The 13,656-nt window shown below is 61.2% G+C and carries 11 protein-coding genes and 1 riboswitch; of the genes, 5 read left to right on the top strand and 6 right to left on the bottom strand.

Going from position 1 to position 13,656, the window contains the following annotated elements; translation table 11 throughout:
• Positions 1 to 342: 342 nt before the first annotated feature.
• The gene (locus tag PH552_RS06410; protein WP_285165752.1) at positions 343 to 1,674 is read left to right on the top strand and encodes a peptidoglycan L,D-endopeptidase MepK; all 1,332 of its coding nucleotides are present in this window, start codon (positions 343 to 345) and stop codon (positions 1,672 to 1,674) included.
• 29 nt (positions 1,675 to 1,703) lie between these two features.
• Here the strand turns inward: PH552_RS06410 and PH552_RS06405 are convergent, their stop codons facing one another.
• Entirely contained in the window at positions 1,704 to 2,402 is a 699-nt protein-coding gene (locus tag PH552_RS06405) for a CerR family C-terminal domain-containing protein (RefSeq protein WP_113250301.1), read from the bottom strand.
• A gap of 132 nt (positions 2,403 to 2,534) precedes the next feature.
• Here PH552_RS06405 and PH552_RS06400 point away from each other — a divergent pair, with 132 nt between their 5' ends.
• The 4 genes from PH552_RS06400 to PH552_RS06385 are packed head-to-tail and all read left to right on the top strand — an operon-like array spanning position 2,535 to position 7,590.
• On the top strand, positions 2,535 to 3,545 hold the full coding sequence (locus PH552_RS06400; RefSeq protein ID WP_112344513.1) for an HlyD family secretion protein: 1,011 nt from the start codon (positions 2,535 to 2,537) through the stop codon (positions 3,543 to 3,545).
• Positions 3,546 to 3,557: 12 nt separating this feature from the next.
• Positions 3,558 to 5,318, top strand: a complete 1,761-nt coding sequence (locus PH552_RS06395; RefSeq protein ID WP_112344512.1) for an ATP-binding cassette domain-containing protein — start codon at positions 3,558 to 3,560, stop codon at positions 5,316 to 5,318.
• The gene (locus tag PH552_RS06390) at positions 5,315 to 6,466 is read left to right on the top strand and encodes an ABC transporter permease (protein ID WP_112344511.1); all 1,152 of its coding nucleotides are present in this window, start codon (positions 5,315 to 5,317) and stop codon (positions 6,464 to 6,466) included. The genes PH552_RS06395 and PH552_RS06390 overlap by 4 nt, the downstream gene beginning before the upstream one ends.
• Positions 6,467 to 6,468: 2 nt before the next feature.
• On the top strand, positions 6,469 to 7,590 hold the full coding sequence (locus PH552_RS06385; protein ID WP_112344510.1) for an ABC transporter permease: 1,122 nt from the start codon (positions 6,469 to 6,471) through the stop codon (positions 7,588 to 7,590).
• A 60-nt stretch (positions 7,591 to 7,650) separates the two neighbouring features.
• Here PH552_RS06385 and PH552_RS06380 read toward each other — a convergent pair whose 3' ends face one another.
• The 5 genes from PH552_RS06380 to PH552_RS06360 all read right to left on the bottom strand — a co-directional run bounded on the left by PH552_RS06380 (position 7,651) and on the right by PH552_RS06360 (position 13,363).
• Positions 7,651 to 8,745, bottom strand: a complete 1,095-nt coding sequence (locus PH552_RS06380; protein ID WP_112344508.1) for an LLM class flavin-dependent oxidoreductase — start codon at positions 8,743 to 8,745, stop codon at positions 7,651 to 7,653.
• 204 nt (positions 8,746 to 8,949) lie between these two features.
• Entirely contained in the window at positions 8,950 to 9,714 is a 765-nt protein-coding gene (locus tag PH552_RS06375) for an ABC transporter ATP-binding protein (RefSeq protein ID WP_112344507.1), read from the bottom strand.
• On the bottom strand, positions 9,711 to 10,748 hold the full coding sequence (locus tag PH552_RS06370; protein ID WP_285165750.1) for a FecCD family ABC transporter permease: 1,038 nt from the start codon (positions 10,746 to 10,748) through the stop codon (positions 9,711 to 9,713). Before PH552_RS06370 ends, PH552_RS06375 begins: the two co-directional genes overlap by 4 nt.
• 2 nt (positions 10,749 to 10,750) lie before the next feature.
• Positions 10,751 to 11,767, bottom strand: a complete 1,017-nt coding sequence (locus PH552_RS06365; protein ID WP_145644312.1) for an ABC transporter substrate-binding protein — start codon at positions 11,765 to 11,767, stop codon at positions 10,751 to 10,753.
• Positions 11,768 to 11,931: 164 nt separating this feature from the next.
• Positions 11,932 to 12,187: riboswitch (cobalamin riboswitch) on the bottom strand.
• 81 nt (positions 12,188 to 12,268) lie between these two features.
• Positions 12,269 to 13,363: a GGDEF domain-containing protein gene (locus PH552_RS06360; RefSeq protein ID WP_112344504.1), complete on the bottom strand. Its 1,095-nt coding sequence runs from the start codon at positions 13,361 to 13,363 to the stop codon at positions 12,269 to 12,271.
• Positions 13,364 to 13,656: the final 293 nt, after the last annotated feature.

Raw genomic sequence — 13,656 nt, 5'->3', positions numbered from 1 at the left:
CCACTCATGGGGCCGGATGATGCTGTCTTGGCAAGCAGTTTGCAACCCGCGCGAAAACGTTTGCAAAGCCGGTTAATCTCGATCGTTCAGAAGACTACGCCTACATGCAATAGTTGATTTTTCTCGCCACTGCAACGAAAAGCGTGAGACCCTCGAAGCGGGATCGATCGAGACGAAAGCCGGCCAGCATCCCCTGTCGACATGCCGGAGAGCACAAAATTTTGCCGGTTGCGACTATAAACGGTCCGTTAGGGATTTGTTGACCATAATTGGAGGTATAGCGATGCCGCAGGCGCGGCGCCTCTGAGTTCTGTATCTGTTAGCAAGGCGAAAGTCGTATCCGTGCATCACGCGATCTTTTCCATTCCGGCGACAACTTTCGCCATCGCCTCTTCCTTCGTCGCTTGCCGGCTGGCGCTGATCGCGATGCTGATGCTTGGCGCCTTTGCCGGCTCGGCTGCGGCCGAAGACCGGGCACTCAAACTCTTCTTCACCCATACCGGAGAAAGGGCGACCATCGTCTTCAAGCGCGGTGGTAAATATGATCCGAGGGGCCTTGCTCAGATCAACCGCTTCTTGCGCGACTGGCGAAAGAACGAACCGACCCGGATCGCTCCGGAATTGCTTGATCTGGTCTGGGAAGTCTATCAACGCAGCGGCGCCAGGGAATCCATACACGTCGTCTCGGCCTACCGCTCTCCCTCCACCAACAGCATGTTGCGCAACCGCTCGCGTAGCTCCGGCGTCGCAAAGCACAGCCAGCACACGCTCGGCAAGGCGATGGATTTCTATATTCCCGGCGTCAAGCTTGCGAGCTTGCGCGCCATCGCCATGCAGATGCAGATCGGCGGCGTCGGCTTCTATCCCAACTCCGGCTCGCCCTTCGTGCATCTGGATGTCGGCAGGGTACGAGCCTGGCCGAGAATGTCACGCCAGGAACTGGCACGGCTTTTCCCGAACGGGCAGACGCTGCATGTGCCGGCGGACGGCAGACCGCTGCCGGGCTATGAGGTGGCGGTCGCGCAATCCAGGAAGCGGCCATCCCAGGTGAGCAGCAGGATCGCGACCGCGGTGGAGGACGATGATGATGCCGGATTGTCGGCTGCATCTCGCAGCGGCATGCCCGACAGCAGCCTTATGACCAGCATGCTGCCGACGCCTAGGAATCGAGCCGTGAACGGGCTGGAGGCTCAGCTCGGCAAGCGCGTGGCCGAGGAAAGCAAGGAGCAGCCCTTCGCCGATCTGGCCGCCTATGCCATTCCGCTGCCGGCATGGCGGCCAACCAGCAGTATCGTCGTCATCCCGACGGCCGCGCCTGAAAGACCAGCCGCTCCTGTTGTGCTGGCAAGCCTGGTAGTGGGACGCAACGAGGCTGGAAAACTCGTCATGTCGGACAACACGAAGAATACGGACGACAACGCCATGGCAAAGATGCAGCCAATAGCGCAGCTGCCAAGCTCCGCCGCGCAGCACGTATCCGGCGGCGTCGGAGCCATGTCGACGGGGGCCATCGTCGCCTGGGCGTTGCAGCCGCCGGGCACGGCAGTCGACATGACGCTCCCGAGCCTCGTCAGTGCGCCAATACCGATGCATGAGGATATGGCCGACATTCAGGACGGAGCCGCCTATGAGGGTGACGACTTCGATGTCGAGCGGTTCGGCTTCGAAGGCTGAGGCCGCCTTCGCCCCGCTCCATTGGCAAATCAGTTCGATGCATCCGATGGTCGGTCCGCGTGCTCCGACAAGGAAAGATGCGCGAGGCCGCCAAGCGTAAAGCGAACCAGCCGGTCCGCCAGCTCCTCGTCCGTAGTCGCATCCCGCCCAAGCGCAGGAATGATCTCGGAGACGCGTTTTTCGGCCACCAGAAGCATGAAGCAGGGCGCCATCGTCGAAAGCGCTGCCTGAGCGACGAGCGGATGGTCCGGTGGCACGCCAAGGATCTGGGCGATGACACCAAACAGCAAAGCTTTCTTCGGCTCGATCTCCTCGCGGCGGAGCTTGTCGATATGAGGCGTGGGCGCGATCAGTTCGCGCACGATCACCTTGGCCGGCCATGAACTCTCATTTCCTGTCCTGACGACCGTGACCAGCAAACCGATGAACCGGCGCAGCTTCTCCTTCGGGTCGATGTCCGCATTGATCATGCGGGCAAGCACATCGTAACTCATCAGGCGATGATGGGCCTCGGCAAGAACATCTTCGTACAAAGCCTCGATGCCGCCGAAATGATAATTCACCGCGGCCGCATTCGTCCCGGCGCGCAAGGCGATTTCCTTTGCGGTCGCGCGGTCGAAGCCGAATTCGGCGAAAACGGCGCCGCCGGCTTCGAGCAGGCTCGTGCGCGTGGCCGCCCCGTCCTGCCGATCTCGTGACCGCGCCGTTCGTCTTATGCCTCTGGCCATTGTCTTTGCCTTCCATTAATTCAAATATTAATTTGAAATTTGAATTTGACAAGTGTTATAATCTGCTGCGGATCAATCTCGGTCACAATTCGTTTCACCAGAGCCGACCGCTCGTTCGGAGTTCAACAAAGCATGCAGCGTGTCATCGTCATCCTGGTCCTGTTGATTGCAGTCGCGGGCGGTGCCTGGTGGTATCTCCATCGGGATAACGGCGCGAACGATCTCGTTCTCTATGGAAATATCGACTTCAGACAACTCACTCTCGCCTTCAATGGCAGCGAACGTGTGGCTGAAGTCCTTGTCGAAGAGGGAGCGCAAGTCAAGAAAGACCAGATCGTCGCCAGACTGGATACCAGCCGGCTCCGGCCGCAGGTCGCCCAGGCGGAAGCGCAGGCTGCCAGCCAACGCGCCAATCTCACCCGCCTCAAAAACGGCAGCCGCCCCGAAGAGATCGCCCAGTCCCGTGCCAATGTCGAATCCGCCAAGGCAGAGGCCGTCAATGCCCGCGCCCAGTTCGAGCGTCAGAACGCGCTCGCTCCCAAGGCAGCCGTCAGCCAGCAGGCCCTGGATGAAGCCCGTTCGGCCGCCGCCGTCGCCGACGCCAAGGTCATCGCAAACCAGAAGGCGTTGGATCTGCTCGTTGCCGGCTCGCGCGTGGAGGATATCGAGGAGGCCGAAGCGCAGCTGAATGCGGCTGAGGCCAATGTCGCGCTCCTCCATCAACAGCTTGCCGACGCCGAATTGAGAGTGCCCGTCGACGCTATCGTACAGTCCAGGCTGATCGAACCCGGCGAGATGGCGTCTCCCACGCGGGCTGCCTTTTCGCTTGCGACCATCAGCCCGAAATGGGTGCGTGCCTATATCTCGGAAACCCAGCTTGGGATGCTCCGTCCCGGCATGAAAGCCTCCGTCACCGTGGACTCGCTGCCAGGGCGGACGATCGGGGGATGGATCGGCTTCATTTCCTCCGTTGCCGAGTTCACGCCGAAATCGGTGCAGACGGAGGAATTGCGCACGAGCCTCGTCTACGAGGTCAGGGTCTTCGTCGACGATCCCGACAATATGCTGCGGCTCGGCATGCCGGCAACCGTCCGGCCGCTTCCGGGCGAACAGTCGGCTCCGCCAACCGCGCAGCGGCAATAGAACGAGGATGCCATGAGCGCCGGCGATCTCTCGGTGACAGCAAGCAAGCTTTGCAAGTCGTTTCATCGGGACACCGGAGAAACGGTCGACGCGCTTGCCGATGTCTCGCTCGATGTCCGCAAAGGCGCGCTGACGGCGCTCGTCGGCCCCGATGGCGCCGGCAAGACGACGTTGCTGCGCCTGGCATGTGGCCTCATCGCACCCGATAGCGGCAGTCTGCGAGTGATCGGCTTCGATATCGCCACGGAGCCGCAGCATGTTCAGGACCGGATCGGCTATATGCCGCAGAAATTCGGCCTCTATGAGGATCTGAGCGTTCAGGAGAACCTTGATCTCTACGCCGATCTGCATGGCGTGACGCAATCGAAGCGCGACGAAACCTATCCGCGCCTCTTCGAGATGACGCAGCTCGGGCGCTTCAAGGAACGGCCGGCGGGAAAATTGTCTGGCGGTATGAAGCAGAAGCTCGGCCTTGCCTGCACCCTCGTGCGAGCACCCGAACTGCTGCTGCTCGACGAGCCCACCGTCGGCGTCGATCCGCTGTCGCGGCGCGAGCTCTGGGAAATCGTCTTCAAGCTCGTCAAGGAGGACGGGCTCTCGGTGATCGTGGCGACCTCCTATCTCGACGAGGCCGAACGCTGCGAACACGCCGTGCTCATGCATGCAGGCAAGATCCTCGATCAGGGACCGCCTGCCGACATAACGAAGAAGGCTGACGGCTGCTGCTTCATGGTTCCCACACCGGAGAACATGCCGGCAAGATCGCTGCAGGCCCGTCTTTTCGCCCTGCCTGATATTATCGATGCCGTCCCGGAAGCCGGCCGGGTCAGGATCGTGCGCAGGCCGGAGCAGAAGGACGAGCCGCTACGGCTGGATGAAACCAAGCTCGATACCGAAAGCGTCGAGCCCCGGTTCGAAGACGCCTTCATGATGCTATTTTCCGCCGTCGTCGGCAACGCCGAGCGCCAGATGCGCACCGGCCAGCCATCCGACCATAGCGACGGCGATGAAACCGTCGTCGAGGTTCACGACCTCGTCCGGAAGTTCGGAGATTTCACGGCCGTCGACCATGTCAGCTTCAGCGTGCGCAAGGGAGAGGTCTACGGTCTTCTTGGCCCGAACGGAGCAGGAAAAAGCACGACATTCCGCATGCTTTGCGGCCTGCTCCCCGCAAGTGGCGGCACGTTGATGGTCGCCGGCTCCGATCTGCGCAGAGCGGGTGCCAAGGCCCGAGAGCGGCTGGGCTATGTCGCGCAGAAGTTTTCGCTCTACGGCCAGTTGAGTGTCGACGAGAATCTGGAGTTTTTCGCAAGCGCCTATGGGCTGCGCGGCAAACACAGGAGAGACAGGATCGCCGCTTTGAAGAACCAGTTCGAACTCGACCAGTTCTCCAGGCTGCCCAGCGGCCAGCTGCCCGGAGGCTTCAAGCAGCGGCTGGCGCTTGCCGCGGCCCTGCTGCACGAGCCGGATATTCTCTTCCTCGACGAAGCGACCAGCGGTGCCGATCCGCTGGCCCGGCGGCAATTCTGGGGCCGGATCACTGCCCTGTCCGAGCAGGGCGTGACCGTCATCGTGACGACGCATTTCATGGAAGAAGCCGAATATTGCGACCGGATCATCATCCTGGATGCCGGCAAGAACCTGGCTGAGGGAACGCCGGTCGAAATCCGCGCCCATGCCGGGGCACGCGGCGAGACGGCGGCAACGATGGAGGAGGCCTTTATCGCGATCGTCGAGCAGGAGCGTCACAAACAGGCGGAGAAGGCGGCATGAGCGAACCCGCAGACAGGCCTGGCCACGGATTGCGCGCAGCCCTGCGCCGCGTCCGTGCGCTCATCCGCAAGGAGACATGGCAGCTCCTGCGCGACCCGAGCAGCATCGCGATCGGCATTATCATGCCGGTGGCGCTGCTGATCCTGTTCGGATACGGCATCAATCTGGACGTCAAGAACGTTCCCGTTGCGATCGTCATGGAAGAGAACTCGGCCGAGGCGCGCGGGCTGGCCTCGGCCTTCGAGCTTTCCAGCTATTTTTCGCCGAAACCGGTCAAGACGATGGCCGAAGCCGAAAAGATGCTTCTGTCATCGGAGGTAAGGGTAATCCTGCGCATTCCATTGGATTTAGCGCGTAAAATGGCCTTGGGCAACGGCGAAGTACAGGTGGTCGTCAACGGCAGCGATGCCAACACCGCCCGCATTTCGCTGAGCTACGCCGAAGCTGCCGTCGGCGTCTGGAACGCCAAGGAAGTGTCCCGCAAAGGGGCGGCTACCGGCAGCGGTGTGACGATCGAGTCCCGGCTTTGGTTCAACGAAGCCAATGACAGCAGCTATTTCCTCGTCCCAGGCCTCGTCGTCCTCGTCATGACGCTGATCGGCGCGCTCCTGACCGCGCTCGTCATGGCGCGGGAATGGGAACGCGGCACTTTCGAGGCGCTGTTCGTCACACCCGTCCGTTCGAGCGAAATCCTGCTCGGCAAGACAGTCCCTTACTTTCTTCTGGGGCTTGCCGGGCTTGCGCTCTGTGTCGTCGGCAGCCGCCTGCTCTTCGGCGTGCCCCTTCGAGGGTCGCTGTTGATCCTGACCGTCGTCTCCATGCTCTATCTTCTGGTGGCGCTCGGTCTCGGTCTTGCCATATCCTCCGTCACGAAGAACCAGTTCATCGCCAGCCAGGTGACCGTTCTCGCCACCTTCCTGCCGGCAATGATGCTCTCGGGCTTCATGTTCGATCCGCGAAGCATGCCTTGGGCCGTGCAGATCATCACCTATATCTTCCCGGGCCGCTACTTCGTCACCCTGCTGCAGACCTTGTTTCTGGCCGGCAATATCTGGAGCGTCATCCTGCCCAATGCCGCCGTGCTGGCCGGCATGGCCACGGCGCTCCTGGCGCTTGCCGTGCGCATGACCCGCAAAAGGATCGGCTAGCCATGTTCATTGCATCGCTTCTGCGCATCGCTACCCTGATCCGCAAGGAACTCCTCGTCATCCTGAAGGACCCGAGAAGCCGGGCAAGCATCATCGTCCCGCCCATCCTCCAATGTCTGATCTTCGGCTATGCCGCCACCTACGACCTCAACACGGTTCCCTATGCGCTCGTCGACCAGGACAGGACGACGGCATCGAGAAATCTCATCGCAAAGATCGAGGGATCCGGCATCTTCGAAAGGGTGGCGACGTTGGCGCAGGCGGGCCAGGCCGTCAGGCTGCTCGATGCCAAGCAGGCCGTGCTGATCATCGTTGTCGAGCGTGATTTCGAGAGGCAATTGGAAGGCGGCGCCCCCGGCGCGGTACAGGTCATCGCCGACGGCCGGAATTCCAATACGAGCGGCATTGCGCAGGGCTATGCCAACACGATCGTCGGCGACTTCACCTCCGATTGGCTTGCACAGAAGGGCGGTTCCGGCAAAGCCGTTCAGGTAACGACGCGCGCCTGGTACAATCCGCAGCTGGAAACGCGCTGGAGCATGGTCCCATCGCTCATCGGCACGATCACCATGCTGATGACGATGATGCTGACCGCCATGTCCGTCGCGCGCGAGCGCGAGGAAGGAACCTTCGACCAGTTGCTCGTGGCGCCCTTCACGCCGACCGAGATCATGATCGGCAAGGCCGTCCCCTCGATGATCGTCGGCATCACCCAGGCATCGACGATCCTGCTGGTGGCCTTGTTCTGGTTCCGCATCCCGTTTGCCGGCTCATTCCTGACGCTTTACCTTGGGCTCAGCCTCTTCCTCGCGGCGGCCATCGGCTTCGGACTGTTTCTGTCCTCGGTTGCCGGCAATATGCAGCAGGCAATGATCCTCGGCTTCGTCTTCCTGATGCCTTTCATGCTGCTGTCCGGCCTGATGTCGCCGACCGACAACATGCCGAAGGTTCTGCAATATGCGACGATGATCAATCCGCTGAAATATGCGATCAGCATCACGCGCGGCGTCTATCTAGAAGGTGCCGGGCTCGACGCGCTTTTTCCCGACATGCTGGCGCTGGTCGTGATCGCCGCGGTGACCATGCCGATTGCCGCCTGGATGTTTCGTCACCGGTTGAACTAGCGCAACTCCAGGAAGGCACACCGTGTGGTGCGTCGACCTCGGCGTGGACGATATCCGCCGTTATTCGACCCGCAACCCCGCCTTCTTCAGGAGTGGCGTGACCCGGTCGCAGAAGAAGGGCAGCTCATAGGTGTAGTTGACGAAGGACATGGCAATCCCGGAATAGCCCCGTTCGGCAATGGCTATCATGTCTTCGACAATTCTTTCCGGCGTACCGACCAGCGGATAGCCACCCGCGCCGCCTGCAAACCGCTTGCGATAGCGATCGTAGGCTTGCGTGTCATGCGACTGCGAGAATTCCTTCTTGCCGGCCATATGGGCGTCGACCGCCTCATGGTCGGCAAGCGTCACGGCATAGCGTTCGTAATAGTCCTCTGCCTCCTGCTGGCTTTCGCGGCAGACGACATGGCAGACGGTATAGGCGCCGATATCGCGGCCGAGCTTCTCGGCCCGCCCCTTGATATCCTCGACATGCTTGCCGGCTTCGGAAAGCTCGGTGAAGGTGGTGAAGAGGTAATCGCACTTCTTCGCCGCGAAATCCCGACCAGGCGCGCCGAAAGCCGCGTTCATGGTGACCGGCCGCGGCGATTGCAGGCTGGTCGGTCGGCTCACCACATCCTTCAGTCTGTAATAGGTGCCATCGTAGTCGAACGGTGCATCCGACGTATAGGCCCGTTCCATGATATCAAGCCATTCATCCGCCTGGTCATACCCTTTCTCGACCAGCGGCACCCCGAACATGCCGAACTCCTTCGGGTTCCAGCCGCAAACGATATTCAGGCCCGCGCGGCCGCCGCTGATATGATCGACGGTCGCGAGCGCCTTCGCCGCATAGAGCGGATGCACGAGTGGCACGTGAACGGTCATAAAAAGGCCGATCCGTTCCGTGACGGAGGCAAGGCCCGCCGCCCAGGTAAAGGTTTCGAAGGACCATTCGCGTACTCGATTCTTGCCGCCGAAGCCCTTCCAGCGCGCGATCGGAAGGAAGAAATCCAGCCCGCCACGATCAGCGATCTGTGCGGCGTTCAGATTGTCCTCCCAGCGAGCCTGCCAGCGCTCCGGCACGTCGGTAATGGCAAGCCCCCCGTCCGCATTGGCGGAAAAGACGCCGAGTTTCAATTTGCTGGGACCTTTCAGCGGATGCGGCTTGATCATGCTGTTCCTCCTTCTGCGGGCGGAACGCATTGCCTCCATCTGTTCCAACCGTCGTTGCCGGACGGAGAGATGAGCCTTGTTCCCCTTGGGCCAGCACTGTCGATCCATCGGTCGGAAAAAACAAGTTTAAACCTAAACTATTTTTACGCGCGGATTGAAACGGCTCGATGCGAGCGAGAGATCAATGCTTCCGCTTAAACGAGGTCAACCCGCCATATACTGGATGTTGCAGCGGCCATGGACCGAGGATTTCTGGACATGCGCCCGGACACCGAAAACCCTTTCGATCAATTCCTGCGTCAGCACCTGTTCCGGCGGGCCGGCGGCGACAACCTCGCCATTTTGGAGCACGGCCAGGCTGTCGCAGAACATGGCCGCGAGATTGAGATCGTGCAGCGCGACGATCGAGGTGACGTCGAGCTTGGAGATAAGGCCGAGAATATCGAGCTGATGCTGGATATCGAGATGGTTCGTCGGTTCATCGAGCAGCAGTTCGCTCGGCGTCTGGGCGAGCGCTCTCGCGATATGGACGCGCTGCCGCTCGCCGCCGGAGAGTGTCTGCCACAGCTGACCGGCGCGGCCCTGCATGCCGACGCGCGCAAGCGCATCCACAACCGCCGCATCGTCATGTGCGCTCCAGGACGAGAGAGGCCCGCGATGCGGCGTGCGGCCGAGACGCACGACGTCCATAACCGTCACCTGGGTATCGGTCGTCGCCTGCTGTTCGACGAGCGCGATGCGGCGGGCGATATCGCCGCGTGAAATCGAGGCGATATCGCTGCCGCCGAGCCGGATGACGCCGCTCTTGACCTTCCTCAAGCGGCAGATCAGCCGCAGCAGGCTGGACTTGCCCGAGCCGTTCGGGCCCAGAAGGCCGAGGACCCTGCCCTTTTCCACCGCCAGACTGACGCCGTTGACGATCAACGTATTGCCGGCGGCAAAAGTGACTGTGTCGACCGCGATGCTCATGCCGTCCTCCGGGCGCGATAGAGAATGATGGCGAAGGCGGGCGCCCCGAACAGGGCGGTGACCACGCCGATCGGCAGGATCTGCTGGGGAATGATGATCCTCGAGACGATATCGGCACCGACCATGAAGATGGCGCCGGCAAGTGCTGCTGCCGGCAGCAGCCGATCATGGCTTGGCCCCACCATGAAGCGGGCGGCATGCGGGATGACGAGGCCGACGAAACCGATGGAGCCGACGATGCTGACGACGGCTGCCGTCATGAAGGCAGTCACGCCGAGCAGCACGATCTGCGCGCGCCGCACCGCAATCCCCAGCGAAGCGGCCGCATCCGTGCCGAAGATGAACGCGTCGAGCACGCGGACATGCGCCATGCAGATGGCAAAACCGAGAATGGCGACCGGTCCGGAAAGATAGACATCCGGCCAGCGCACGCCGCTCAGCGAACCGAGCAGCCAGAACATGACGCCCCTCGCCTGCTCGGCATTGGCCGACGTGGTGACGATATAGGAGGTCAGCGCGTTTAAAAGCTGCGAACCGGCGACGCCGCACAGGATAATGCGCTCGCTCGTGCCGCCAACACCCGTAGCAAGCAGGCCGACGAACAGGAAAGCGACGATCGCACCCAGAAAGGCGCCGCCGGAAAGGCCGAGAATGCCATAGCCGAGCCCGAGGATCATGATGCAGACCGCCCCGGTCGAGGCGCCCGCTGAAATGCCGAGCACATAAGGTTCGGCAAGCGGATTGCGCAACAGGGCCTGCAGGATCACGCCGCTCAATGCCAGCGAGGCGCCGGCGCTGGCGGCGACGAGCGCCCGGCTCAGGCGATAATCCCAGACGATGCCCTGATGGATCCGGCTGAGCTCGAAACCTGTTCCGAACAGCCGGTTCGATACGGCCTTTGCAGTGGTCGACAGCGGGATGGAAATCTCGCCGATCGACACCGCAAGGCTGATCATGAAGGCCAGAAGTATGAAGGCAGCCAGGGCAAGCACCAGCAGCGTCCACCATGGCCGTCGTTCCGCGGTAAGACGCATCGTCACCGCGCCAGACCGAAGGATCTAATGCCTTTGGCCAGGATTTCGATGCCGTCGATGGTCCGGATCGTCGGGTTCATCGACTGAGCATCCATCAGAACGAAATGCTTGTTCCTGACAGCGTCGAGCTGGCTGGTGACCGGATCCTTCTCGAGGAATTCGAGCTTGACCTTCGGGTCGTCAGCCGCATAGCGGCGGCGGTCCATGGTAGCGATGACGATCACGGCCGGATTGGCCTGCGCGATGGTCTCCCATCCGACCAGCGGCCATTCTTCCTCGGTCGTGACGACATTCCTGGCACCGATCGTCTTCAGGATATAGGCCGGAGCGCTGTTCTTGCCCGCGATAAAGGCATCGCCGCCAACCTCCTTGCTGGAGAACCAGAACACGATCGGAAGGTCCTTGGACTTTGCGGCTGAAATCGAGGCGACCGCATCCGCTTCGCGCTTCTTCAGGTCGGCGATCAGGGCATCGCCGCGATCCTCGACATCGAAAATCTCAGCAAGTTCACCGATCTCCTGGTAGATCAGGTCCATCGTGAACAGTTCCTTGCGCACGCCATCGCCGCCATCGGCATTGACCTTGGCGACGCAATCGGTCGGCGCGATATAGGTGTTGATGCCGAGCTCGGAAAACTGCTCGCGCTTGCCGACGGAGCCCTGCGGGCCGACATGCCATTCGAATTCGGCTGCCACCAGATCCGGCTCCTTGCCGACAACGGATTCGAAACTCGGATCATTGTCGGCAAGCCGCGGAATCCTGGCGTTGGCTTCGGCGTATTGCGGCAGGACGGGTCCGACCCAGACCGCCGTTCCGGCGATCTTGTCGGCAAGGCCGAGCGAGAAGAGAATCTCGGTCATGCCCTGCCCGATCGAAACGATCTTGGCCGGAGCCTTCTGGAAGGTGACCTTCTGGCCGCAATTGCTGATGGTGAGAGGATATTGGGTCGCGGCCAAACCAGAAGCAGCAAAACCAGTCAGGCCGAATGCAAAAGTAATCGTCGTCAAAAAATGGCGCATGAGAGATCTCGATAGGAAGGAAACTGGACGGCGTCAGCGCGATCGCGCTCAAGAAGAGCGCCGACGGCTGCGGGGATCCCAATCAAGACCGATGGATGTCTGAAAGTGTCGAAGGCTCAGGTCAATCATTTTCTCTGTCCCTTCCGGGCATCCCCGCCCGGCTGATTGGATCGCGATCGACGGCAGGTCTCCTGGCTTGCGGATATCTGACGATCATCTACCTTCCCGCAAGCATGCTTGCAGTGGCATGGCTCAAGGCCCTGGAAGGAAACCAGCGGGCTGGTCGCTCCCGGATGATCGGCAATCCGCTTACAGTTGCGGGGGCAGCCACGGCCTAGGTCCCTCTTGGGTCGCCCTCACCGTGTTCCCTATTAATCCCCGCGGAGTCTTCCTTGGGGAACCGTCGCGTCCAGTTATGCCGGATGGCACCTTCCCGTCAAGGACGCTTAGATGCGATAAAGCGAGCGCGCAGCTGTCAGATCCGACATCCGTGCGGCAGGATTAGGCGGCGTCAGCCAATTCCACGCGATTTCGCCCGCCCGCCTTGGCGCGATAGAGCGCCTTGTCGGCAGCCTCGAGCACATGCTTGAAGTCGGCGGTCGGTTCGTGGGAGCAGGCAATGCCGATGCTGACCGTGACGCGGATGCTCTCCTGCTCGAACATCAGGATTGTCGCTTCGATATCCTTGCGGATTTTCTCCGCGATAGCGGTAGCGGCCCTGATATCGGTGTTCGGAAGCAGAACGACGATTTCCTCTCCGCCATAGCGGGCGGCAATGTCGGTCCTTCGGACGGTCTGCCGGATCACGTCCGCGACCCGCGCCAGAACCGTGTCGCCGAAGGAATGGCCCCAGCTATCGTTGATCTTCTTGAAGTAATCGATATCAAGCATGATGATCGAAAACGGGATGCGCCTGATGCCGGCTTCCTTGCTGCAGCGGTCCCCTTCCCGCTGCAGGACACGGCGATTGGGAAGTCTCGTCAGCGGATCGAGGCTTGCTTCGCTCTCAAGCGCGCGTTGGATGCCGATGCGATATTGCTCCCGCCCCAGCAGATCCGAGAGGAGAAAGACACCGATTATATTGACGATCGTGACCGGAAGCGTTGCCGAGAGCAGAAGTTCGCGCGCGACCGGCCACGGCAGAAAGACGAGAACCACGAGCGACGTACAGGTCGCCAGGCCGAACAATGCCGATCGCTTCCATCCCGTGCCGATCCAGTGCCGCGGCAGGAGGCTGAGCACATAGCCCGCGATCGCGACGATGAGGATCCCGGCAATGCCGCCGACCGCGCCCAAGCCGCCGATCATGAAGCGGAACAGACCCATCATCATCGCTGCAACAATGGTCCCCAACAGGCCGCCATAGACGGGCGTAAGGACGAGGAGGATGGAGCGGCCATCCTGAATGACGCCGGGCATCCATTGGATCGGATCAGCCATCGACAGGATGCCGACCACGCCGAACAGCAATCCGACCGCAACCGATTTCAAAACGCCGCGATCGATGATCCGGATAACCCAGGAATAGGCATAGACGATGATGGCCACCTGCCCCAGGACGCGTGCCAGGGACGGCAAATGGATTTCAATTCCCATAGCTATCCCCCATCCTTGCGAGGAGCCTCATCAATGGCATGCGCCGGCCATACTCGAAGTCGGCGCGCGATACCATGCGATCTCTATAAAATGGTTTACCGAACCTCTGCGACAGGACGTCGCGTGGGGCGGGACAGGGGATGGGGTCAGGATCGTAAATGATGATCATTGTCGTAACAGAACTTCGAAATTGATGCGTATCGATGCCACGGTGTCCGGCATCGCAATCCGAACAGTGGCGCATTTGCGGATTTTGGTGGATCATTTTTGAAGAACGTATGGATGACACGCGC

Origin of the sequence: Rhizobium aureum (assembly GCF_030182495.1) — a bacterium.
Classification (GTDB): domain Bacteria; phylum Pseudomonadota; class Alphaproteobacteria; order Rhizobiales; family Rhizobiaceae; genus Rhizobium; species Rhizobium tropici_C.
Note: the sequence above shows the minus strand (reverse complement) of the source record. Positions and strands in the feature narration are given on the sequence as shown.